Raw genomic sequence first — 25,128 nt, 5'->3', positions numbered from 1 at the left:
ATTAACGGGGATATTCACTGGAGGGATTAAATCGAGAAGCTCTCTGGCACAATCTACGGGGCCAGTCAGCCCCGCAAGTTGTTTTTTAATGCACGGCGGTTTCTACTTGATCAATGGCAGCTAAATCTTCGCTCACCAGCTGCAACTGATACATTTGATAATAGCGCCCATGAGCCGCCAGCAACTCTTGGTGCTTACCTTGCTCAACGGCGACACCACGGTGCAATACCAGAATGGTATCCGCATCAACTATGGTTGAAAGGCGGTGAGCTATCACCACTAACGTGGTATTTTTTCGGATAAGTTGCAATGCACGCTGGATCGCTTGCTCAGTACCAGAGTCAATATTCGCCGTGGCTTCATCCAGAATGAGAATTTGCGGCGCTTGCACCAATACTCGCGCCATCGCCAGCAACTGTTTTTGTCCGACAGACAAGGTGTTGCCCTGCTCGCCGAGCAAACTGTGCAACCCATCAGGTAAAGCATGAACTAACGGGGCCAGTTGCACGGTTTCCAATGCATCCCACACTTGTTGCTCACTGATATCACGACCTAAAGTCACATTGGCAAAAAACGAATCGGCCAATACCACGGGGTCTTGCTGCACCATTGCCACACCTTGGCGCAAGGTTTGGTGTGATAATTCTAAGAGAGGCCGGCCATCAAGCAGAATTTCACCGTTCTGCACCGGGTAGTAGCCCATCAACAGATTAGCCAAGGTGCTCTTGCCGCTCCCCGTGTGCCCAACCAAGGCAACAAAACCGCGCGAAGGTACCTCGAGGGAAATATTTTGCAGTACCATTTTATCGTTACGATAAGCAAAACTGACGTTTTTAACCTGAATGTGACCACTGGTCAGTGGGCGGTCATCAGTGCCGTATCCTTGCTGGGCGCGGTCCATCAGCTCGAAAATACGCTCCCCCGCCACCACGGCTTGCTGCATGATCGACTGCTGCGATGTCAACTCAATCAGCGGCTCATTAAGCCGGCCCAAATAGTTAATAAAGGCATATAACACACCAACCCCAACAGAGCCTTCTGGACTGAAGCCAAAAAGTAGCAACAAACCACACAACACCAGAGCAGAAAATAAGCTCAGCAGCGGGCGCAATAGAAAACCTTCCAGACGTAAGGTTTGCATACGCGCGACATAATGCGCACGGCTAGCTGACTCCATACGTTCCCCAAAGCGCGCTTGCTGACGGAACTGCTGAATCACGCCCATGCCATTAATGACTTCATTGAAACCGTCATTAATATCCGCCAAATAGGCCCGAACACGGCGGACTACTGGCGTGCTATAACGCTGATAAATGGCCATAACCACCAGCACAGCGGGGAAAATACAAATCGAAATCAGCGCCATACGCCAATCCAGACTGAACATCGCCACCAGCATTGCACCGATTAATGCCGCGCTTTTCAGCACGGTGGACACCACCATTACATACAAATCTTTTATAACTTCAGTGTCATTCGTCACGCGAGAAATCAATTGCCCGACCGGCTGGGTATCAAAAGCACTGAGAGGTTGGCGCAACGCCGCATCCATTACTTCAATACGTAACCGTTGAACCACCCCCACGGCGGCCCGATTGAACAGCAACGCCTGAAAGTAGTGCAACGCCGCAGCCAGTAACTGCAGCTGTAAATAAGCCAATGCCAAGCCACTAACCAGCCCCAGAGGCAACGTCCCCTTAGCGACCACATGATCGATAAAATAGCTGATCAACAGTGGGCCACTGACCTCAGCTGCCGCGGCGATCCACAACATCAATACCGCCAGCCCTAGGGGTTTGCGATAGGGTGAACCATAAGAAAGCAGGCGTTTTAGTGTAGGCCAGAGTTTACGTATCGGCAGAGGTTGCTGAGTTTTACTCATCAGTTTTAACCTCCGGTTCGCCCTCATCCAAAGCGGCCTCCAGTTGCTGATAACGGTACATTTCCCGGTACCATCCAGACTGATTAACCAACACGTTATGAGTGCCCCGCTGCATCACGCTACCATGTTGCATAACCAGAATTTCACTGGCTTCGGTCAAAGCAGAAAGGCGGTGTGCGCTGATAATCACGGTACGGTGTTCGCCCCACTCCCGCAGGTTTTTTAAGATTTCATGCTCCGTCTGACCATCAACCGCAGAGAGCGCGTCATCGAGAATTAAAATTTCAGTATCCAATAACAGAGCTCGTGCAATGGAAATTCGCTGTTTTTGCCCACCGGATAACATCACACCGCGCTCACCCACTTCAGTGTCATAGCCGTGTGGAAGGCGCAAAATATCTTCATGCACACTGGCTAAACGGGCGGCCCGTTCAATCTGTGCCTGAGTGGCATCGGGTTTCCCTAATGCAATATTGCCCGCGACGGTATCAGAGAACAAAAAGGGGGTCTGGCTGACTATAGATAAACGCCCACGCCAATCATTTAAGCGGATATCAGACAGCGGATGCCCTTGATAACAAATTCTGCCGTCATCAATATCAAATTGCCGCTGAATTAATGCCAGCAAGGTACTTTTGCCGGAACCCGTAGGCCCGCATAAACCCAGCATTTGCCCCGGAGCCAGAGTCAGCGAGACATCATGCAATGATGGCTGTTCAGCCCCCGGATATTGGAAACGGTGAATATTGACCGCTAAGGTGCCGCGCTCGTCAGATAATGCAATGTCACCGTCTTTTACTACCGGGGCTTCTTCCAGCAAGCTGCGGATGCGACTATAGGCAGCACTGCCCCGTTCAACAATATTAAACATCCACGCCAGCGCCAGCATCGGCCAAATCATCAATCCCAAATACATGATAAAGCTGGTCAGTTGCCCCAGAGTGATGCTGTGATTTACCACCATCCAGCTACCACCGCCGATAGCCAGTAAATTCGCGACACCAATAGCAATATAAATTGTCGGGTCAAAACGGGCATCAATACGGGCAACATACATATTCTTAGCACCCGCTTGTGCTGCGACCTGCGCAAACTGTTGTGACTGATGATTTTCCAGACCAAAGGCCTTGATCATGCGGATACTGGTCAGGCTCTCTTGCGCCTGATTATTGAGGGCAGAAAATGCCCCCTGAGCTGATTTAAACCGCTGATGCAGTTGGTCACCGTAATACTTGATAACTACCGCCATGATTGGCATCGGTAACAGTGACAGCAAGGTCAATTGCCAGCTGATTTGGGTGCTCATTACAATCAATACGGCACATCCCATCACCAGCGAGTCCACTAGCGTCAAGACACCCTCACCTGCAGCAAAAACCACGCGGTCGACATCATTAGTGGCACGCGCCATTAAATCGCCGGTACGATGACGTAAATAGAAGCCAGGGGTTTGCCGACTGAGTTGGCGATAAAAGTTTGCCCGCAGCTCTACCGCTAATTGATAGGAAGCACCAAAAAGTAATACTCGCCACACATAGCGCAGCAGATAGACCACAATGGCGGTGACCAGCATCACACCGACCCACACCAGTAACATATTGGTCGACATCTGTTTGGTGCTGATACCATCCACAATGACACCGACCAACTTAGGCGGCAATAATTGCAAGATAGCAATAATGATCAACAATAATACCGCGCCAATGTAACGGCGCCATTCTCGGCGGAAATACCAGCCTAATTGTGCAAACAATCTCACGCAGTTTTATTCCATGGTCTGACACCGAAAAGCCCGGTATTTCTCGTTATACGCAATAAGTAGAATACCATCACTTAATACTCTCTAGATTTCAATAAGCAGGAGTGCGGCAAAGGAGCTCATCCCGATGGTTCGATACCCGTCATGGATTGGGATGAGCACGAACAGCCAACACGGCTACAACCTGGCAGATGAAGAGTATAATTATTCAGGAACCGGTAACACAGTCGTATATTTAATCTTTTCCATCGCAAAGCTTGATGTGACATCAATCAGCCCCGGAACACCGTTAACCATACGTTTGTAAAAGCTGTCGTAGCTTTTCATATCGGCAACTTCGACTTGCATCAGGTAGTCATATTCCCCCGCCATACGATAGAACGCCAGCACCTCTGGCATTTTATGGATAAACTCAACGAACTCCTGATACCAACCGCTATTATGCTGTTGCGTTTTGATCAGCACAAATGCAGTGAGTCCTAATCCTAACTTTTCGCTATCTAGCAAAGCAACTCGCCCACGAATAAACCCTTCATCCTCAAGGCGTTTTAAGCGTTTCCAACATGGTGTAGAGGTCAAGTTGACCGCTTCAGCCAAGACTTGCAGTGATTGCGTACAATCTTCTTGCAGCATGCACAGGAGTTTACGGTCAGTTTTATCTAACATAGCCAGCAACCATAGAATAAATTTCTATCATTTGGCGATAAAGAAGTAAAAATAGCAACGTTTTTTTCTTTAGGAACCGTTAACCTAGTCATCATTAGTTTACTACCTACATCGCAGGCCATAAAATGACCAATACTTGGGTAAAAAATGCTATCAGTGAAATAGAAGCCGATTTTCAACGCTCCGCTGATACCCACCTGATCCGCTTAAACCTGCCAGCATTCCCCGGCATTTATCTCTATTTAAAAGATGAAAGTACGCATCCAACCGGCAGCTTGAAGCACCGTTTAGCCCGCTCATTGTTTCTCTATGGCTTATGTAATGGCTGGATCAAAGAAGGTACAACAATCATTGAGGCGTCATCAGGAAGCACTGCGGTGTCTGAAGCCTATTTTGCGCGTTTGATTGGTTTGCCTTTTATTGCCGTCATGCCAAGTTGCACCGCTCGACGCAAAGTCGAACAAATTACCTTTTATGGCGGCCGCTGCCACTTTGTAGAAAGTGCCGGGCAAATTTATGCTGCATCCGAACAACTGGCTCGTGAACTTAACGGCCACTATATGGACCAGTTTACTTATGCGGAGCGGGCGACAGATTGGCGCGGTAATAATAATATTGCTGACAGTATCTTCCGCCAGATGGCCCGCGAACCTTTCCCGGTGCCGGACTATATTGTGATGAGCGCTGGTACCGGCGGCACATCGGCAACCTTAGGCCGTTATATCCGCTATCAAGGTCATGATACTCAGCTCGTCGTGGTCGATCCGGAAAACTCGGTATTTTATGACTGTTTCTGCAACCGTGACCGTACTGTAACCGCCAACTGTGGCAGCCGTATTGAGGGTATTGGACGGCCACGCGCTGAGCCTTCATTTATTCCAGAGGTGATCGACAGTATGTTGCGCGTACCAGATGCCGCCAGTGTTGCGACCATCCATTGGCTGGAAGGTATTCTTGGCCGTAAAGTGGGGGCTTCAACCGGCACTAATGTCTGGGGAGCACTACAGTTAGCGAAACAGATGCGTGAGCAAGGTAAAACTGGTGCTATCGTGACATTACTTTGTGATAGCGGTGAGCGTTATCTCGATACCTACTACAACCCTCAGTGGGTAAGTCATAATATTGGCGATTTGGCCCCATTCAGCAGTGAATTAAATAACCTATAACTGACAGAGAAAGGGGCCAGTTTAAGGCCCCTTTGCAGAAGAAAAAAACCGGATGGTCATCCGGCTGGCTAATAGCTATCTCCAACGTCAAAAACGGAGGAGATAAACCTCAGAATTCGGGGGAATAGGTGAGGTGTGGTGAACTTAGCCAATGTTGCAAATAGTGCGCTACGCCTTGTTGCTCGCAGCGGCCAATAACCTGTAGCTGGGGTAACTCTTGCTTCAATTGCGGCAATGCATTCCCCATCACCAGCCCATGTCCGACTCGCGACAACATCTCTTTATCATTCATCGCATCGCCGAATGCCATACAATCTGCCAGGGTTAAATCAAGGTGGTGGCTTAATCGCTCCAACGCCGTTCCTTTATTGCAACCCAGGGGCAATACTTCCAAGCATTCCAGGGCAGAGAAACAGAAATCAGCTTTCCCTCCCATTTGCTGCTCAAGCTGAGTCTTCAACTCAACCAGTTCCTCATGCGGTGCAATAAAACAAATTTTGTGGTTGCCAGTCAAAGGTAATGCATCCCATGAGGTATGCTGGAACTGGAAACCACTGGTTTTATGTGCCGTCAGCAGCGCGGGATCATTGCAGTTAGTAAACCAGCCTTCATCACGGAAAATATGGATACTGGCATCTGTCTGCCATGGCGTGTGCAGTGCAAACTCCACCAGCTCGGCGGGTAAGTCCATACCGTAGAGTGGTTCGCCATCCATATCGCAAACTCGGGTGCCATTGCCAGTAATTAAATAACCATTAATACCAGAGTGGGATAAAATCCCCTTCATATCAATATAATGCCGACCAGTAGCAAATGTCAGAATGATTCCGTTCTCCACTAACTGATGTAACGCATTCAATGTCGCGCCACCAATATTATGGTCGCGCATCAGTAAGGTTCCATCCATATCAAAAGCGGCTAAACGGTACATTCAAAACCTCATAAACAATGAAACTGGTGGTATACATAAAATTATGGCGTAGTATTTACGGAACTAATAGTGAACAATTAATTTAAACTGTTCTGTATTTAGAACCAATGCCAATCAGCACGGCTATGCGATCACTGAATAGGCTTAAACTAGCTGATAACATCATGGAGTAGGTTATTGATTATGCGTATTATTCACCGACTAGCTCAATATCAGCGTCTATATCAGAAATTCGCAGACCAGCAAGTCGCTACCACGGTCGGTGAAGTCGCTAGCCTATTATTTTGCAGCGAACGCCATGCCCGAACCCTGATCCAACAGCTACAGGCGAATGACTGGCTTAGTTGGCATTCACAAGTTGGTCGAGGAAAGCGAGCACAGCTGCAATGCCTGAAAAACCCGGATGCATTGCGCGCAGCCTATCTGCAAATATTCCTTGAGCAAGGTTTCCATCAGGCAGCACTCGAATTAGCCCAACTGGAACCTGAACGTCTCCAAGCTTTGCTTAACCCTCATATGGGTGGGCAATGGCAAGCTGACAGCCCAATATTGCGAATTCCTTATTACCGTAAGCTTGAATCGTTAAACCCACTCACAGCTACAGGCCGGGCGGAGCAACATCTAATTTATACTTTGCACGCAGGCCTAACCCGGTTTAATACTGGTGACCCACAGCCAAAACCTGACCTGGCCCATCACTGGCAAGTGAGTGACGATGGCTTAACCTGGCAATTCTTTTTGCGTAGCCAGTTACGTTGGCACAATGGTGAACACATTCGCGGTGAGCAGTTATTGCAAACACTGGCGCAGCTACAAGCGAATCCGCGCAGTCGGCCCAGCTTTGCCAATATTCTCGCAATCACCCTTCCCCATGCCCTCTGCTTGCAATTTACCCTATCACAGCCAGATTATTGGCTGACTCATCGGTTAGCTGATTTACCCTGCCGACTGTTTCATCCAGACTATCCGCTATTAGGTGCAGGTCCATTTAAACTGGCGACTTTCGAACAGCATCTGGTGCGGCTAGAGCAACATGAATTTTATCATTTGCAGCACCCTTATCTGGAGATCATCGAGTACTGGATAACCCCGAACCTAATGGTGCAATCAGCAGACGGCAGTTGCCAACATCCGGTGCGTATTACTATCGGTCAGGAGGAAGACTTCCCACTAGCCCGCCCTGTCCAGCGCAGTATGAGCCTTGGATTTTGCTATCTGGCCATTAATCAGCATCGGCGTAATATTACCCCTCAGCAAATAACCAAATTACTGATGTTAGTGCAAACCTCCGGCATATTGGAGGAGCTATCCATTATGCGGGGCATCATAACCCCTAGTCATGAAATGCTGCCTGGCTGGCCTATTCCGCAATTTACATCTGATGAAGACCCACCACTGCCAGCCCACCTGACGCTGGTATATCAACCGCCAATGGAACTTAAGACTGTGGCTGAACAGCTTAAAACTGTATTGGCGGCTAATGGTTGCATATTAGAAATCCGTGCCAGCCATGATAAACAGTGGAAAAATATCGACCAAATTGAACAAGCTGACTTATTGCTTGCCGACCATTTAGTTGGTGAATCACCCGAAGCGACGATGGAAAGTTGGCTACGTCTTGATCCCCTGTGGCGCGGTATTCTCTCACCAGAACAGTGGGAACAACAGCAAGAGACATTGACCCAGATTCAGCAAATCGAACCGGCTCCAGAGCGTTTTCGCCAATTACGCGAACATTACAATGACCTAATGTTGTCAGGATTGATTCTCCCGCTGTTCAATTATCAATATCAGGTCAACGCCCCCCCGCGCATTAACGGCGTTACGTTAACCGCTTACGGTTGGTTCGACTTCAGCCAAGCATGGTTACCACCAGCCACCGACTGATGACTAAGCTCAGCTGCTACCCTTTATCACGCTAACTGAGTACCATACTGTCAGTTGTTAATTTTACTGTGGGCATAACATCTTAAAATCCCCATAGCCGCACGAGGTAACTGCATGAAACGCGCCGTCGTTGTTTTTAGTGGTGGACAAGATTCCACAACCTGTTTAATTCAAGCATTACAGCAATATGATGAAGTCCACTGCATTACCTTCGATTACGGACAGCGCCACCGCGCAGAAATTGATATTGCTCGCAAACTCGCCGCTAAGCTTGGCGTCAAAGCACACAAAGTGCTGGATGTCAGCATGCTTAATGAACTCGCTGTTAGTAGCCTGACCCGAGATAGTATTCCTGTCCCTACCTACGATGAAGACGAAAAGGATGCAGTTCCCAGTACCTTTGTACCTGGGCGTAATATTCTATTTCTCACCTTAGCTTCCATTTATGCTTATCAGGTACAAGCGCAAACTGTTATCACCGGGGTTTGTGAAACAGACTTCTCCGGTTACCCGGATTGCCGGGATGAGTTCGTTAAAGCACTCAATAATGCAATAGATTTAGGTATTGGCCGAGATATCGCATTCAGCACTCCTTTGATGTGGCTAGACAAGGCTGAAACATGGGCTTTAGCCGATTATTATCAGCAACTGGAACTGGTCCGCCATGACACACTCACCTGCTATAACGGGATTCAGGGCGATGGTTGTGGTCAATGCGCAGCATGCCACTTACGCGCTAAAGGACTAGAGTCCTATCTGATCAATAAATCCAACGTTTTGTTAAGCCTAAAACAAAAAACTGGGCTGGTTTGACTCTGTTGCTAAAGTAACGCGGATAACTGCCCTACTTTCACTACCTCACCCATCAGTGTGGTAGTGATTGATAATTAATAGAACACCGTTCTTTAGCGCCCTCGGTTGACAAACTCCTCCAATTTTTGGTGCAATTCTCCCTCAATAGGGACTACCTTTTGACTGCGTAGATCGATGCAAACAAAAGTTAATTCTGCATCAGCTACAGGTATAGACTCTGGTTCCAAAGTGATAGTTTGTTTCATCACACCACTTTTACCATTCAGCCTTAACAGTTGGCTGTCAATTCGCAATAAGTCGCCCAATACTGCAGGTCGACGATAATTAATATTGATATTAACAACGATAAAAGCGATTTGGTTTTCAGCCATCCACTGTGCTGCTGGCTCACCATCGAGCCACTCCCAACGGGCTTCTTCGAGAAACTCTAAGTAGCGGGCATTATTAACATGTTGAAAAACATCAATATGGAAACCCCTGACTTTAATATGAGTATGCATGACGACGAGCTTCTCCAAACAGTTAATGGTTATTATAGAGTGGCATACGTAACTGGTATGACCTCAAAAAGAAAGATTAGCAGAGGAAAAACACTTCATAGCGCGCTTACTATATAATCTAGAACAACGTCACAGTTTTACCCCGCAATTACACCTTACAGTATGAAATAATGGGGGTTATTTGTTGTGAAAATAGCGAACTGAAAAAGCCAGACAAATACTCGTCAGTACCTGTCTGACTGCAATATTCACATCTTAAGTTTGCTGCTGTTTTTCTCTAAAAATGAGGGACCAATACCTGGGACTTCAAGTAGTTGTTCTGCATCCGTAAAAGGGCCGAACTGCTCACGATAGTTAACAATCGCCTCAGCTTTCTTCCTACCAACTCCACTGAGGAACTGAGCTAACTGTTCCACATCCGCACTATTAATATTTATTTGGCTTTGAGCACTTTCTGGTGACCTATCTGCTGGGGCTGTTACCACCATTTTATCCTGCGTCGTTTTTACCGGATGATGGGTTGTTGTAGCCTTGGTTGTTTGGCTAGGTGCTTTTTCCTGCAGGGGACTGGTGGATGCAGCATAGGCTAAGGGTTGGATATTAAAGCCAGCTAACAATGTCGTAATTACAAATAACTTTCCTATAAATTTCATGCTGTATCCTCCTTGTATTTGACAGCATGACTACCTTGCAACAACCTCCGATTCACCGCAAAGAGCAGGTTCCAGATATGCGAAAGGCCGCCAAAGCGACCTTTCGGTGTTACATCGAATTGCAAATGAATGCGAGGCTTATTGCGGTTGCTGCTGTTCCGCAGGACCCATTTTGATGGTGGCCTGTTTGTGCAGGTTTGCCATCAGCGCATCAAAGGTCACACCACTGGAACCCTCTTGCATTTTAGCAATAAAGGTCTTCATCTCGCCTTCCGGCAATTTACCTGGCGTTACCGATAACAGTTCGATCAATACAATGTTGTCCTGACGATCCTGAGACAAGCCATAAACCAGCTGATCTTTTTGTGGATGAGGCAATGCAAAGATAGTCTGTACTAACTGATCGTCATCCGGTGCCCGAGACAAGGTTTTCTTCTCGCCAAAGCTGATACCTGCAGCTTTCATGGCTTCATCGCCCTTGCCTTGTTTCAGTGCTGTCAGGATCTTCTCGCCATCAACCCGAGCCACTTGTTCCGCTTTCTGACGCTTCACCAATTCAGCGACTTGATCACGGACTTGAGTGAATGGCTCAATACCTTCTGGTTTATGACCATCGATACGAATAACAAACGCGCGGTCACCATCAACGGTAATGACATCCGAGTTACTGCCCGGTGCGCCATTCTCGCCCACTAAACCCCCCTCAAAAATGGCTTGGATAACAGGTTTGAAATTGACGTCAGCAGGTACTGCATCACGAGTAAACCAACCCGTTTGCTTAGCTTTAGTCCCTGCGGCTTCTTCGGCAGAAGCGAGAGATTCGTTATCACTGGTTGCCGCTTCACTCACTTTTTGCTGTAACGAATAATAAGCATCAACAGCTTTTTCCTGCTTAACCTGTTTTGCCAGCGCATCATGGACTTCAGACAGCGGTTTAACCTGCTCTGGCTTGATGTCATTTAAACGGACAATCAAGTAACCCACAGAGGATTTAACCACATCAGATAGCTGGCCTTTTTCCGTCAGATTAGCTTGTTTTAGTTCATCTGCGGTAGTTTCTGGCTCTAACCAACCCAATTCACCGCCATTTTTACGGGAAATGATGTCAGTCGATTTTTCTTTTGCCATAGCGGCAAAATCAGCCCCTTTTTTCAGCTCATCCAAAGCAGTTTTGGCTTCAGCTTCAGTCTTAAACTGAATAACACTGTAGTTACGCTGTTCTGGCTGGCCATAGCTGCTTTTATGTTGGTCATAATAGGCGGCGATATCGTCTTCAGTAACAGTAATTTTGTCCTGCATCGCTGCAGCATCCATCGCAATGAAACTGATTTTCATCTGTTCCGGTGCAATGAAGCTATTTTTGTTCTGATCGTAGTAGGCTTGCAGTTCTTCATCAGTGACTTTCTGCTGCGCTTGAAGTGCTTTCAGGTCGATTGTCGCCAGACGGACGTCACGTTGCTGCAAAATCAGCGCTGACATGGCCTGTGCTTCGACAGGAAGAACAAAACCGGTATCACCAAAGGCCTGTAGCAATTGTTGATTAATGAGCTGTTGACGCTGTAATTGAGCGAATTGGTCTGGGGTGTAACCCATACGATTAACCAGCTCAAGATATTTGTTGTTATCGAACTTGCCATCAGTCTGGAAATAAGGTGCCTGACGAATGGCATCCTTAACTTGATCATCGCTGGCAGTCAGACCCAATTTTTTAGCATATTGGTCAAGTAACATATTGTTGACCAACTGCCCGAGCACCTGCTGACGTAATTGCAGCATGTAGCCTTCATTCGCAGCCAGTGCGGAGAATTGTTCACCTAATTGCTGTTGCAAGCGGCCACGTTCACTCTGTACAGCCTGTTCTAACTGAGCACGACTAATCTCTTGGCCATTAACTTTGGCTGCAAAGTCGTTGGAACCGCCAATCAGATAGCTGCCAACCCCAGTCAGGATAAAGGACAACATGATCAAGGCCAGAATGATTTTGAGCACGACGTTATTAGCAGCCGCGCGTAAATTGTCCATCATAATGTGACAATACTCCGCTGTAATATGGATTAAAACTGTTGCGCAGGTCTAAATAAACCCAGCATTCCTTGCGACAGCCCTTCGTGCTGCTGCGCGTTAAAACTGCTTACTGTACTTGCTAACGACTGTGTTTTTACTACAAGGTCGCAGATATTTTTCGCCAGACCAATATGTTACGTAACTTCAGCTATCAATCACTTCAACTGTTAGTCAATTCAGCCAGCTAAACGAAAAAAAAGCGCATCATTAACGATGCGCCTTGTATCTTACCTTACCAGCTCAACTGCGTCAGGTTATTGTTTAACACAAACAATATTCGCTGCAGATGAGAGTTGATGCGGTAATCAGTTTACAGCGTCTTTCAGGCCTTTACCGGCACGGAAGCCTGGTACTTTAGCTGCTGGAATACTGATTTCTTTACCGGTCTGAGGGTTACGGCCAGTACGTGCAGAACGCTCACGTACTGCAAAAGTACCAAAACCAACCAGAGCTACGTCATCCCCTTCTTTCAAAGATTCAGTAACAGAAGCAATAATTGCATCCAATGCGCGCCCAGCGGCCGCTTTAGAAATATCAGCACCTGCGGCAATTTTGTCGATCAGTTGTGACTTATTCACTCTTTCATCCCCTTTAGAATTCTATCGTCGCGCCGAAAATCCCTACGGACAACACGACAGCGCAGCTGTTATATCAATCCTGCCCAACCATATCAAGTAGCCCAAAGGCTTAAACTTTTGCCAGACAGCCGAACTAACTTAGCGGCACAAAAAATAGCTGGCAAGTAGGATTTCACTCACCAGCATCAGTTTTATCAATACTTCTTGCGATCCGTCACTATTTTGACGCTACCGGCTGTGCCCCGAAGGCAGGATTTTGCAAAGCAATGGCTAAAACATCATCAATTCGTTTCACCGGATGAATCTCCAGATCAGCAATAACATTGTCTGGAATCTCTTCCAAATCACGTTTGTTATCATCTGGAATCAGCACAACTTTAATCCCACCACGATGAGCAGCCAGCAATTTCTCTTTCAAACCACCGATTGGCAATACTAAGCCACGTAAAGTGATTTCACCGGTCATCGCAACATCAGCACGTACCGGGTTACCCGTCAGGCAAGAAACCAGTGCGGTACACATTGCAATACCTGCGCTTGGACCATCTTTCGGCGTCGCACCTTCAGGCACATGCACGTGAATATCACGTTTTTCATAAAAATCAGGATTAATACCCAATTTATCTGCACGAGCGCGAACCACGGTTAATGCAGCCTGAATTGACTCTTGCATGACTTCCCCCAGAGAACCGGTGTAAGTCAACTTACCTTTACCCGGAACACAGGCCGTCTCGATGGTCAGCAAATCACCGCCAACTTCAGTCCATGCCAGACCAGTCACTTGACCGACACGGTTTTCAGTATCAGCACGGCCATAATCTACCTTCTGTACACCAAGGAAATCTTTCAGGTTGTCACCGGTGATTTCAATATGCTTAACCGTTTTATCCATAAGCAGATTTTTTACTGCTTTACGACACAGTTTGGAAATTTCACGTTCCAAACTACGCACCCCAGCTTCACGGGTGTAATAACGGATAATGCTCATGATGGCGCTATCATCGATGGTCAACTCGCCTTTCTTAATGGCGTTACGCTCAAATTGTTTCGGCAACAGATGCTGCTTGGCAATATTGAGTTTTTCATCTTCGGTATAACCGGACAGGCGAATCACTTCCATACGGTCCAGCAATGGTGCCGGAATATTCATCGAGTTAGACGTCGCCACAAACATCACATCGGACAGATCATAATCAACTTCCAGATAGTGATCGTTAAATGCCACGTTTTGCTCTGGGTCTAACACTTCCAGCAAGGCAGATGCCGGATCACCACGCATGTCGGATGCCATTTTGTCGATCTCATCCAACAGGAAGAGTGGGTTTTTTACCCCAACTTTTGCCATCTTCTGGATCAATTTACCCGGCATAGAACCGATGTAGGTACGACGGTGACCACGAATCTCCGCTTCGTCACGCACGCCACCCAGTGCCATACGCACATATTGACGACCTGTTGCACGGGCAATAGATTGCCCCAGCGACGTTTTACCGACCCCAGGAGGCCCCACCAGACACAGGATTGGCCCTTTGATTTTACTGACCCGGCTCTGTACTGCGAGGTATTCTAGAATACGATCTTTAACGCGCTCTAAACCGTAATGGTCGGTATCCAGAACTTCCTGTGCTTTTACCAGATCTTTTTTAACTTTACTGCGGCTGTTCCACGGAACCTGCAACATCCAATCAATGTAACCGCGAACCACAGTGGCTTCCGCCGACATCGGCGACATCATTTTCAGTTTTTGCAGTTCAGCTTCGGTTTTTTCGCGCGCATCTTTCGGCATTTTTGCCGCTTCAATCTTGCGTTTCAGCGCTTCGTGCTCGTCAGGCGCATCGTCCATCTCGCCCAATTCTTTCTGAATGGCTTTCATTTGCTCATTCAAATAGTACTCGCGCTGACTCTTTTCCATCTGTTTTTTAACGCGATTACGAATCCGTTTTTCGACCTGTAACAGATCAATTTCAGATTCCATCATCGCCATCAGATATTCCAGACGTTCGGTGACATCGAACATTTCCAGAACAGCTTGTTTATCATTTAATTTCAACGGCATATGAGCCGCAATAGTATCAGCAAGGCGCGCCGCATCATCAATACTGTGCAATGAAGCCAGTACTTCTGGTGGGATCTTCTTGTTCAGTTTGATGTAACCTTCAAACTGATTAATTGCTGTGCGGACTAATACTTCTTGCTCACGGTCGTCCATCACTGGTGATTCTAGATATTCCGCCTGGGCAGCAAAATGCTCGCCGCTGTCGGAAAGCGTGGTGATACGCGCACGCTGTAGCCCTTCAACCAGCACCTTGACTGTGCCATCAGGCAATTTCAGCATTTGCAGAATCGAGGCTACAGTGCCGACTGAAAACAGATCGTTGATACCAGGCTCATCAGTTGAGGCTTCTTTCTGCGCAACCAGCATGATTTTTTTATCATGGTCCATTGCCGCTTCCAGGCACCGAATCGACTTTTCCCGGCCAACAAACAGTGGGATCACCATATGCGGATAAACCACCACATCGCGCAGAGGCAATACGGGGATTTCTATGCGTTCGGAACGCTCAGGGTTCATAGAGCTCTCTCTTAGTTTAGCTTCCGCCAGATTACTGGGAATCTCGTGAAACACGAGTCATCACGAGTTTCACTAAATAGGTAATTGAGTATATGGGGACGAATGTCTTACATTCAACGATTACAATGCGAGGAAAAAGAAATGGGGGATAAAATCCCCCATTGTCATACTAACCATCTGGATTATTTGGCTAATTATTCGCCAGAAGCTTGAGCTTCAGGTTGACCATAAATCAGCATTGGTGCAGATTGACCAGCAATAACTGACTCATCCACAACCACTTTTTCCACACTGTCCATTGACGGTAAATCGTACATGGTATCCAGCAGAGCGCCTTCTACGATAGAACGCAGGCCACGAGCACCTGTTTTGCGCGCCATTGCTTTTTTGGCAATGGCTGTCAACGCTTCATCGCGGAACTCAAGTTCAACACCTTCAAGATTGAACAATGCCTGATATTGTTTAGTCAGGGCATTCTTCGGCTCTTTCAGGATCTGAATCAGCGCGTCTTCGCTCAATTCACTTAAAGTAGCAACCACTGGCAGACGGCCGATAAATTCAGGGATTAAACCGAATTTAATCAAATCTTCCGGCTCAGCCTGGCGCAATAACTCGCCTTCTGTGGCCTTCTCTGACTTACCTTTTACCGTGGCACCAAAGCCAATACCGCTGCCGGTATTAATGCGCTGCTCAATAACTTTATCCAGCCCCGCAAAAGCACCACCGCAGATAAACAGAATTTTAGAGGTATCAACCTGCAAAAATTCCTGCTGTGGATGCTTACGACCACCTTGAGGTGGAACAGCCGCAATAGTCCCTTCGATCAATTTCAACAGAGCCTGCTGCACACCTTCACCCGACACATCACGAGTGATCGATGGGTTATCAGACTTACGTGAAATTTTGTCAATTTCATCGATATAAACAATGCCACGCTGGGCTTTCTGAACATCGTAATCGCATTTCTGTAGCAGCTTCTGAATGATGTTTTCAACATCTTCACCCACATAACCGGCTTCAGTCAGTGTGGTCGCATCAGCCATGGTAAATGGCACATCCAGGAAGCGAGCCAGTGTTTCTGCTAACAATGTTTTACCGCTACCGGTTGGGCCGATCAGCAGGATATTACTTTTACCCAATTCGATACCATTGCTGGTGTCGCCATTGCGTAAACGTTTGTAATGGTTATACACCGCAACCGCTAATACTTTTTTCGCCGGTTCCTGTCCGATCACGTAATCATCAAGGTGATGACGAATTTCGTGCGGCGTTGGCAGCGAACTACGCTCCCGATGCGGTGCGACTTCTTTGATCTCTTCGCGAATAATGTCGTTACACAAATCGACACATTCATCGCAGATATACACTGACGGCCCGGCAATTAGCTTACGCACTTCATGCTGGCTTTTGCCGCAGAAAGAGCAATACAGCAGCTTTCCAGAACCGTCTTTGCGCTTATCTGTCATCAGTAAACCTCTTTTTTAATATCTGCCACATCTGTAACCTGCGGCAGGGAGACTATTCTCGCTACTTCTGTACGCCACGTTAGCCTTCAACGGACAGCCGATATCATTGGGATTGTACAAACAACACGCTATTAGCCTTATTCAGCATCACGAATTGTTCTATTTACATTCACTATAGTATATAGGCTCACAGAAATAAGTCGTTAGTCACGACGGGTGAACACCGAATCAACTAAACCATATTCTACAGCCTGTTCAGCAGACAGGAAACGGTCGCGCTCAGTGTCTCTCTCTATTTCTTCAAGAGATTTTCCCGTGTGATGCGCCATCAGTTCATTCATGCGTGATTTCACTTTTAAAATCTCTTTGGCATGAATTTCAATATCTGTGGCCTGGCCCTGGAAGCCGCCCAACGGTTGATGGATCATCACCCGTGAATTCGGCAGGCAGAAGCGTTTACCCTTAGCGCCCGCAGTCAACAGGAATGCTCCCATTGAACACGCCTGGCCCATACAAATAGTGCTGACATCAGGCTTAATAAATTGCATGGTGTCATAAATTGACATCCCGGCAGTAATCACCCCACCTGGTGAGTTGATATACAAGAAGATGTCTTTCTCTGGATTCTCTGCTTCCAGAAACAGCATTTGCGCAGTAATCAAGTTGGCCATATGGTCTTCAACTTGACCGGTCAGAAAAATAATGCGCTCTTTTAGCAGACGGGAGAAGATGTCGTAAGAACGCTCCCCACGTGAAGTCTGCTCAACCACCATTGGCACCAGAGCCATGTTAGGTGCAAATTGATCTCGTTCGCCACTGTATGACATTACCGTCTCCTAATAGAATTTACTTTGGCGCCATTCATAACCGATTCTACTTGAGATAAGTAATGATGACTATGTTCATGCATCAAGGTCGCATGCAAACAGTCTGGGTATCCAGACACATTCGACGGTGGTAATCAGCCAGTGTTTCATCAACATCAGATATGAACGTCTATTAAGTTAATTGGGGGATTAATATTCTTTTTCAAGCCCCACCGCTATCTTTTAGCCTAACAACCGCCTGTGCTTCCTGCCGTAATCCTGACGCCCTATTGATTTTTTATCTGTTAAATACTTCATTTCACTTTTCAAATATAGCGCAGATTACGACGAAACATGCCAGATTAATCATACTATTGAGGGATTATTGTTACTAAAAGAAAAAGCCCGCAGCCAAGGGCAACGGGCTTTTTCAGTTTACTGCGCTAAAAAAACATTACGCTGTAGTGGTCTGATTCATCAGCTCACTAAAGGTCGTTGGTTTTTCAGTCACTTTGGCTTTAGCCAGCAGAGTTTCTACCGCTTGTTCTTCCAGAGCAACGTTACGCATATTGTTCATCAGCTCTTTGTTTTTGCTGTAGAACTCAATCACTTCTTGTGGATCTTCGTAAGCAGATGCCATTTCTTCGATCAGTGCTTTAACACGATCTTCATCAGCTTTCAGCTCGTGCTGGCTGATAACTTCGCCCAGCAACAGACCAACAACAACGCGACGCTTAGCTTGTTCTTCGAACAGTTCACGTGGCAGTTCAGCAGCTTGTTTCTCGTTACCACCGAAACGTTGCGCAGCCTGACGGCGCAGAACGTCGATTTCACCTTCAACCAGTGCAGCTGGAACGTCGATTTCGTTAGCGCTAACCAGACCGTCGATTGCCTGAGTTTTCACACGGTTACGCACAGCGCCTTTCAGCTCACGCTCCATGTTTTTACGCACTTCAGCACGCAGACCCGCTACTGAACCATCAGCAACGCCGAAACGTTTGATGAACTCTTCAGTCAGTTCTGGCAGCTCACGCACTTCAACTTTCTTCAACACGATGTCGAATTTCGCTGATTTACCTTTCAGGTTTTCTGCGTGGTAATCTTCTGGGAAGTTTACGTCGATGGTGAATTCTTCACCGGCTTTGTGGCCGATTACACCTTCTTCGAAACCTGGGATCATACGACCCTGGCCCATTGCCAGTACGAAATCAGTCGCTTTGCCACCTTCAAACACTTCACCATCGATAGAGCCGGTGAAATCCAGAGTTGCACGATCTTCAGCAGTAGCTGCAGCGTCAGTTTCTTTCCAGGTTGCTTGTTGCTTACGCAGAGTTTCCAGCATGGTATCAACGTCAGCGTCATTAACTTCAACAACTGGCTTCTCTACTTCAATGCTTTCCAGATCTTTCAGCTCAACTTCCGGGTACACTTCAAACTCAACGGAATAAGTAAAATCTTCACCCTGCTTGTACTCGCCCGGTACATAGTTAGGCGCACCAGCTGGGTTGATTTTTTCTTTAATGATCGCATCAACGAAATTACGTTGCATCAGATCACCCAGTACGTCCTGACGAACAGAAGCACCGTAACGCTGTTCAACGATGTTCATCGGCACATGGCCTTTACGGAAACCGTCGATACGAACATTTTTAGCGGCTTTAACTAATTCGCTTTTTACTGCTTTCTCAATGCTGTCAGCAGCAACAGTAATTGTTACACGGCGGCCAAGGCCTTGAGTGGTTTCAACAGAAACTTGCATCTTGTTACCTCAAAAAAATCACAGTGCTCGGTCAACTCCAGAAGCTGCAAACGAAGCAGCACCATTTCCCTTTCAGGAATGATGCGAACTCTGAAAACACCCTCTAAGAACCGGGACGGCCGCATTAAACAGAACCGAGTATCCCAGATGTCAGAAGCGTCCCGAAACCATTCCGGAAAAATAAGACGCGACATTATAGCGGCGCACAGGTTATGAGTCGAGGAAAGCAAGCGAATGTTGTCGCGGTAAAATTCACGCGTGAATCGTTCCCTCGGCTAAAACTCCTGCGGCGCACTGATGAAACTAACACGTCGCCTATACAGAAACAGAAGCGGCCCTATAGGCCGCTCGCAAAATTCTCACCTACTAATACCCTAAATCAGACCAGAATTACTACTGTTATCCAGTTTGGATTTGATTACGCTCGCAGATTAAGCCAATGTCCCCGCGCCACGACATGACGGTGAGGCAGGTACCGTATCTTGTAATCCAGTCCATTCTTTCTGGGTGTAAGTATGTAAGGCCAGCGCATGCACCGTGCTTGCCAGCTCATCAGCCAACACACTATAAATTGCCCGATGACGGCTTAAAAAACGTTGGTCTTGAAATTTATTGCTGACGATCACAATTTTAAAATGACTTTCAGATCCGGCAGGAACATTGTGGCGGTAACTTTCATTGATTACCTCCAGATGATCCGGTTCGAAGGCCACTTTTAGTTTTTCTTCAATTTGTTCTCGAATCAAAATCATCATGCTCTCCTTACTGCTGAGGCAGAAAACTGCCTACTCTCTATTGCAATATTAGTTGATTTTGGCTGTTTTATAACATTTCAGATACAAAATATCCTGAATATCTCAACTCAAGCAGTTTAGGTTAACGGACTCATCTGATAGTCAGTGAAAAGCTAACTTGTAAGGTGTTCATATTAAATAGGAGGAAACTTGGCAGGAAATTGTATTTTTTGGTGAATTTCTCTTCTTCGGGATCTTCCACCAATCCATCGCGGTGCTATGATGTCGCAACTGCAAACTCGCAAAATAACATGGCTGCTACCCCGCTCTGATTATTAAAAAATTCCATAACTATTGAGAAAGTGAACATGCTAAAGAAAATTCTTTTCCCACTGTTGGCTGTTTTTATATTGGCGGGTTGTGCTGCCAGTAACAACACCTTGAATGTCACCCCGAAAGTCGTATTACCGCCACAAGACCCGACGTTAATGGGGATTACTATCAGCATTAATGGGGCTGACCAGCGTCAAGATTCTGCACTGGCTAAAGTCAATCGTGATGGTCAACTGGTGGTGTTAACCCCATCACGTGATCTGCGCTTCCTGTTACAAGAAGTGCTTGAAAAACAAATGACTGCTCGTGGTTATATGATTGGTACTAATGCACCAGTTGACCTGCAAATCGTTGTAAATCAACTGTATGCCGATGTGCAAGAAGGCAATCTGCGTTACAACATCACCACCAAAGCCGATATTTCTATTACCGCTACCGCGAAAAACGGCAATAAGCAGGTGAAGAATTATCGTGCCAGCTATAACGTTCAGGGTGCATTTACTGCAACCAACGAAAAAATCACTAATGCCGTCAATACCGTGTTAAGCGATGTTATTGCGGATATGGCGCAGGACACCAGCGTCAGTAGCTTTATCAAGCAAAATGCTCGCTAACCTGCTATTTGCTTAGCATCATTATTACTGCTTAACAGAATGCTCTGCCCCGCACATGGGGTGGAGTATGTAGGTCTCACATGCCCAATCGCTATTCGAACCTTTTTACCCAGCGCAACTCTCTAGTTCTTCTCTTGTTGGGATTTGCTTCCGGCCTCCCTTTAGCTCTTACCGGCGGGACGCTGCAAGCCTGGATGACGGTTGAAAACGTCGATCTAAAAACTATTGGTATTTTTTCTCTGGTCGGTCAGGCCTACGTCTTTAAGTTCCTCTGGTCCCCGTTGATGGACCGTTACACACCCTCATTTCTTGGCCGCCGACGCGGTTGGTTGTTAATTAGCCAATTGTTATTAATTGTCGCCATTATCGCCATGGGCTTTATGGAACCGGCTAAACATTTATGGTGGCTGGCAGCTATCGCGGTGCTGGTTGCATTCTGTTCTGCATCGCAAGATATTGTTTTTGATGCTTATAAAACCGATTTACTCACCGCTGAAGAGCGCGGAACCGGTGCGGCAGTTTCTGTATTAGGCTATCGCCTAGCAATGTTGGTGTCCGGTGGTTTGGCACTATGGATAGCCGACCGTTATCTTGGCTGGCAATCGACCTACTGGCTGATGGCCGGGCTCATGTTAATTGGGGTGTTTGCGACTTTATTTGCTCCTGAGCCTGCTATTCGAATTGCCCCTCCAAAAACCTTAGAACAAGCGATCGTCGAACCCTTACGTGATTTCTTTGGCCGTAATAATGCGTGGCTAATCTTGCTGCTTATCGTGCTGTACAAAATGGGGGATGCCTTTGCTGCCAGTCTGAGTACTACGTTCCTGATCCGTGGGGTAGGTTTTGATGCCGGTGAAGTCGGCCTGGTCAATAAAACGTTGGGATTAATTGCCACGATTATTGGTGCTCTATACGGCGGCCTGTTAATGCAGCGCATAAGCTTATTTCGGGCATTGATGATTTTCGGGATTTTACAAGCCATCTCCAATATTGGTTACTGGCTGTTATCCATCACTGATAAGAATATATTCTCCATGGGGAGTGCCATCTTCCTGGAGAACTTGTGCGGTGGGATGGGGACTGCGGCCTTCGTCGCACTGTTGATGACGCTCTGTAACAAATCGTTCTCTGCTACACAATTTGCTTTGTTATCAGCTTTATCCGCAGTAGGTCGAGTCTATGTTGGCCCAATTGCTGGCTGGTTTGTTGAGACTCATGGCTGGCCTCTGTTCTATCTGTTCTCTATTGCTGCGGCGATTCCTGGGTTAATTCTGCTCTATATCTGTCGTCAGACATTGGAACACACTCAGAAAACAGACGAATTCATGCCTCGCACTGCGTTTAAAACAGCTTACCGTTGGGCGCTACGCTTTTTAACAATTGGCTGCATTTTATTAGCTGCCTGGCTGATTTTACTGATATGCAATGCACTAGATTGGACTGCTGCGCCACAAGTGGCCGATATACTACTGTTGCGAGGTATTCAGCTCAGTGTCATCGGTATGGTTCTGGGTGGCGTATTGGATTATCTCGCGCTAAGGCGAGAAAAATTAGCCTAATAAACTAGCTAGATTTACTAAAGCCGGTACTTGTGCCGGCTTTTTTGTATTTATCAGTCAGACAAACAACCTCACATCATCCAATCTTTGACACTCCACCAGTACATTTATTGAGTTACTTCACAATTTAAAGCAACACTTGCAAAATTTTATTCACAAAACGAGATCTGAATCACTTTCAACTATTTATCCTTTCGTGCTCTGGGACTATGATGTGCGCACTTTTTGTTAAGGACTGTGTCCTTTTGTTTCTCCTGACATCTTTCAACTACACAGAGGCATTTATGCGTAAAATTCTTATCGGCGCAGCCGCGCTGACTGCGGTCACGATGGCTCCCGCCGCACAAGCTGAATACCAGTGGGGATTTGCTAATATCAGCATGAACTACCTTGACTGGACTCGCAGTACTACGCATAAATCAGGTAACTCTTCACACAAAGATGACTTTGCCTATATTGAGTTGGAAGGTGGTGCAGGTTATAGCTGGGGCGAGGTCTATGGCTTCTTTGATTTAGAGAACCCATTTAATTCAAAAACGGCACAACCAGGTGACAACCAACGCTATACCTTCAAAACGACAGGTCGCTATTACTTAGGTGATTCCGGTTTCAACCTTTATGGCCATCTTTATGGCACTTACTCACTGCCGAGTGCTGAAGGTAACAATTACAGCAACTTCCACGAAGTGAATACTCTGTATGGTATCGGCTATAACGCCACGGTAGCGGGCGTGTGGATGAAACCTTTCGTGGCGCTGCACTATGTTGATCAAACCTATTATTCAGGCAACAACGGCTATGTAGTGGGTTGGGTCGCAGGTTATGACTTTACCGCATTCGATGAAAATTTCAGCATCACTAACTGGAATGAATTGGAGTTTAACCGTGCAGAACGTTATGCCGCAGGTAATGGTGGCCGCAACGGGGTAAATGGTGCTATTGCACTTTGGTGGACACCAATTAAACAATTCACCACAGGTATTCAGTACCGTTATGCTTATAACAAATTGGGTGAAGATTTCTTACAAGAAGCTATCGTTTACTCGGTTAAATATAATTTCTAGCTAAATGATTCAGGGGTGACTATTTATAGCACCCCAAAATATATTTTAATTTACTCTGGCATCACATATTATTTACATAAAATAAGTCTACGTATTAATTTAAAATCAGTATTTCCCGTGAATAAAACACTAATTACCGTTGTTTTTCCTTAACATCCGCTGTTTTCCCGCCAGGTACCATCGCCAACATATTGTTGCTATTAGTAAATTGTCACGCATGGCAACATCTGTGACCCCCTTAACATAAAGTGTCAACAAGCCGCTGACAGAATCTTAAGCATGTTTACAGTCCTGCAACCTTCCCGTAAAATGCCCGCACACATGAAACGACAATAGAGCCCTTTTGTAATTGAGGTCGTTAGATGAGACTTAAGAAATACATTAAAAATATGGGTATGTTGTCTTTATTAGCAGCCACAGTAATGCTTAGTGGTTGCGATATGGTATTGATGAATCCCAAAGGCGCAATCGGAGTCGAACAGAAAACACTGATACTGACAGCTATCGGTTTAATGTTGATCGTCGTTATTCCGGTTATTTTTATGGCGTTCGCTTTTGCATGGAAGTTCCGCGAGTCCAACAAAAGTGCGACCTACACCCCAAACTGGTCCCATTCCAACAAAATTGAGCTTGTTGTTTGGGCTGTTCCAATCATTATCATTGCTATCTTGGCAACGATAACCTGGAAAACCTCCCACGAACTTGACCCGTTCAAACCGCTTGAAGTGGCTGGCAAAGAACCGATCACCATTGAAGTGGTCTCCCTTGACTGGAAATGGCTATTTATCTATCCAGAACAAGGTATTGCTACAGTAAATGAACTGGCTTTCCCTACTGATGTTCCGGTGAACTTCAAAATCACTTCCAACTCAGTAATGAACTCGTTCTTTATTCCTCAGTTAGGCGGGCAGATTTATGCGATGGCCGGGATGCAAACCAAACTGCATCTGATCGCCAACGAAGCCGGTAAATACAATGGTATTTCCAGCAGCTTCAGTGGCAAAGGCTTCTCTGGTATGAAATTCACTGCGATCGCGACACCAACGCAGGAAGACTTCAACCAGTGGGTCGCACAGGTGAAAAAATCGCCGAATACCCTGAATACGACTGACGATTTCAATAAACTGGCTGAGCCGAGTGAAAATAACCCGGTTGAGTATTTCTCCAGTGTTAAACCGGAGATGTTTAAAGGAATTATTGGCAAGTTTATGGGTGATATGAACATGCACCAGAAAGGCGATGATACCCATAAAGGTATGGATATGAGCCAGGGCATGGATATGGGCGAACACGCCGCTCACGCCGGAGCCGAGGAATAAAAC

Annotated in this window: 20 protein-coding genes; 7 read left to right on the top strand and 13 right to left on the bottom strand. The window is 46.5% G+C overall.

The annotated features are described in order from the left end of the window. Positions 1–85 precede the first annotated feature (85 nt). The 3 genes from DJ58_RS03690 to DJ58_RS03700 all read right to left on the bottom strand — a co-directional run bounded on the left by DJ58_RS03690 (position 86) and on the right by DJ58_RS03700 (position 4,307). Entirely contained in the window at positions 86–1,882 is a 1,797-nt protein-coding gene (locus DJ58_RS03690) for a SmdB family multidrug efflux ABC transporter permease/ATP-binding protein (RefSeq protein WP_032910679.1), read from the bottom strand. Further along, on the bottom strand, positions 1,875–3,641 hold the full coding sequence (locus DJ58_RS03695; protein WP_032910678.1) for a SmdA family multidrug ABC transporter permease/ATP-binding protein: 1,767 nt from the start codon (positions 3,639–3,641) through the stop codon (positions 1,875–1,877). The genes DJ58_RS03690 and DJ58_RS03695 overlap by 8 nt, the downstream gene beginning before the upstream one ends. Positions 3,642–3,845: 204 nt before the next feature. Next, entirely contained in the window at positions 3,846–4,307 is a 462-nt protein-coding gene (locus DJ58_RS03700; protein WP_004707597.1) for an Lrp/AsnC family transcriptional regulator, read from the bottom strand. Between the two features lie 125 nt (positions 4,308–4,432). On the opposite strand from DJ58_RS03700, the gene DJ58_RS03705 reads away from it, so the two are divergent. Then, positions 4,433–5,473 (top strand): PLP-dependent cysteine synthase family protein, encoded by a 1,041-nt coding sequence (locus tag DJ58_RS03705; RefSeq protein WP_004707595.1) that lies wholly within the window; start codon positions 4,433–4,435, stop codon positions 5,471–5,473. A 109-nt stretch (positions 5,474–5,582) separates the two neighbouring features. Here the strand turns inward: DJ58_RS03705 and cof are convergent, their stop codons facing one another. Continuing rightward, entirely contained in the window at positions 5,583–6,404 is an 822-nt protein-coding gene (gene cof / locus DJ58_RS03710; protein ID WP_004707593.1) for an HMP-PP phosphatase, read from the bottom strand. Between the two features lie 183 nt (positions 6,405–6,587). On the opposite strand from cof, the gene DJ58_RS03715 reads away from it, so the two are divergent. Together DJ58_RS03715 and queC are read left to right on the top strand one after the other, a co-directional pair. Further along, positions 6,588–8,291: an SgrR family transcriptional regulator gene (locus DJ58_RS03715; protein ID WP_004707592.1), complete on the top strand. Its 1,704-nt coding sequence runs from the start codon at positions 6,588–6,590 to the stop codon at positions 8,289–8,291. Positions 8,292–8,405: 114 nt separating this feature from the next. Beyond that, the gene (queC, locus tag DJ58_RS03720) at positions 8,406–9,104 is read left to right on the top strand and encodes a 7-cyano-7-deazaguanine synthase QueC (protein WP_004707589.1); all 699 of its coding nucleotides are present in this window, start codon (positions 8,406–8,408) and stop codon (positions 9,102–9,104) included. A gap of 92 nt (positions 9,105–9,196) precedes the next feature. On the opposite strand, the gene DJ58_RS03725 is transcribed toward queC, so the two are convergent. The 9 genes from DJ58_RS03725 to bolA all read right to left on the bottom strand — a co-directional run bounded on the left by DJ58_RS03725 (position 9,197) and on the right by bolA (position 20,254). Beyond that, positions 9,197–9,604 (bottom strand): acyl-CoA thioesterase, encoded by a 408-nt coding sequence (locus DJ58_RS03725; protein WP_004707587.1) that lies wholly within the window; start codon positions 9,602–9,604, stop codon positions 9,197–9,199. A gap of 248 nt (positions 9,605–9,852) precedes the next feature. Then, a complete protein-coding gene (locus DJ58_RS03730; RefSeq protein ID WP_004707586.1) occupies positions 9,853–10,257 on the bottom strand; it encodes a ComEA family DNA-binding protein in 405 nt (134 codons plus the stop codon). A gap of 138 nt (positions 10,258–10,395) precedes the next feature. Next, a complete protein-coding gene (gene ppiD, locus DJ58_RS03735) occupies positions 10,396–12,282 on the bottom strand; it encodes a peptidylprolyl isomerase (protein ID WP_004707585.1) in 1,887 nt (628 codons plus the stop codon). 344 nt (positions 12,283–12,626) lie between these two features. Continuing rightward, the gene (gene hupB, locus DJ58_RS03740; RefSeq protein WP_004392663.1) at positions 12,627–12,899 is read right to left on the bottom strand and encodes a nucleoid-associated protein HU-beta; all 273 of its coding nucleotides are present in this window, start codon (positions 12,897–12,899) and stop codon (positions 12,627–12,629) included. Positions 12,900–13,116: 217 nt separating this feature from the next. Continuing rightward, positions 13,117–15,471, bottom strand: a complete 2,355-nt coding sequence (lon, locus tag DJ58_RS03745) for an endopeptidase La (RefSeq protein WP_004707582.1) — start codon at positions 15,469–15,471, stop codon at positions 13,117–13,119. A 194-nt stretch (positions 15,472–15,665) separates the two neighbouring features. Then, a complete protein-coding gene (gene clpX / locus DJ58_RS03750) occupies positions 15,666–16,937 on the bottom strand; it encodes an ATP-dependent protease ATP-binding subunit ClpX (RefSeq protein ID WP_004707581.1) in 1,272 nt (423 codons plus the stop codon). Positions 16,938–17,140: 203 nt separating this feature from the next. Continuing rightward, positions 17,141–17,764, bottom strand: a complete 624-nt coding sequence (gene clpP, locus DJ58_RS03755; RefSeq protein WP_004714577.1) for an ATP-dependent Clp endopeptidase proteolytic subunit ClpP — start codon at positions 17,762–17,764, stop codon at positions 17,141–17,143. A 433-nt stretch (positions 17,765–18,197) separates the two neighbouring features. After that, positions 18,198–19,502, bottom strand: a complete 1,305-nt coding sequence (gene tig, locus DJ58_RS03760) for a trigger factor (RefSeq protein ID WP_004707578.1) — start codon at positions 19,500–19,502, stop codon at positions 18,198–18,200. A 431-nt stretch (positions 19,503–19,933) separates the two neighbouring features. Further along, positions 19,934–20,254: a transcriptional regulator BolA gene (gene bolA, locus DJ58_RS03765; RefSeq protein WP_072088305.1), complete on the bottom strand. Its 321-nt coding sequence runs from the start codon at positions 20,252–20,254 to the stop codon at positions 19,934–19,936. 350 nt (positions 20,255–20,604) lie between these two features. Here bolA and DJ58_RS03770 point away from each other — a divergent pair, with 350 nt between their 5' ends. From DJ58_RS03770 to cyoA, 4 genes are all read left to right on the top strand, one after another. After that, positions 20,605–21,183, top strand: coding sequence for a lipoprotein (locus tag DJ58_RS03770; RefSeq protein ID WP_032910677.1), 579 nt, complete (start codon positions 20,605–20,607; stop codon positions 21,181–21,183). A gap of 80 nt (positions 21,184–21,263) precedes the next feature. Further along, on the top strand, positions 21,264–22,742 hold the full coding sequence (ampG, locus tag DJ58_RS03775; protein WP_032910676.1) for a muropeptide MFS transporter AmpG: 1,479 nt from the start codon (positions 21,264–21,266) through the stop codon (positions 22,740–22,742). Between the two features lie 284 nt (positions 22,743–23,026). Beyond that, a complete protein-coding gene (locus DJ58_RS03780) occupies positions 23,027–23,806 on the top strand; it encodes a nucleoside-specific channel-forming Tsx family protein (protein WP_004707570.1) in 780 nt (259 codons plus the stop codon). A 362-nt stretch (positions 23,807–24,168) separates the two neighbouring features. After that, on the top strand, positions 24,169–25,125 hold the full coding sequence (cyoA, locus tag DJ58_RS03785) for a cytochrome o ubiquinol oxidase subunit II (protein WP_032910675.1): 957 nt from the start codon (positions 24,169–24,171) through the stop codon (positions 25,123–25,125). The last annotated feature ends 3 nt before the right edge of the window (positions 25,126–25,128 follow it).

It is taken from the genome of Yersinia frederiksenii ATCC 33641 (genome assembly GCF_000754805.1).
GTDB classification, from domain to species: Bacteria; Pseudomonadota; Gammaproteobacteria; order Enterobacterales; family Enterobacteriaceae; genus Yersinia; species Yersinia frederiksenii.
Note: the sequence above shows the minus strand (reverse complement) of the source record. Positions and strands in the feature narration are given on the sequence as shown.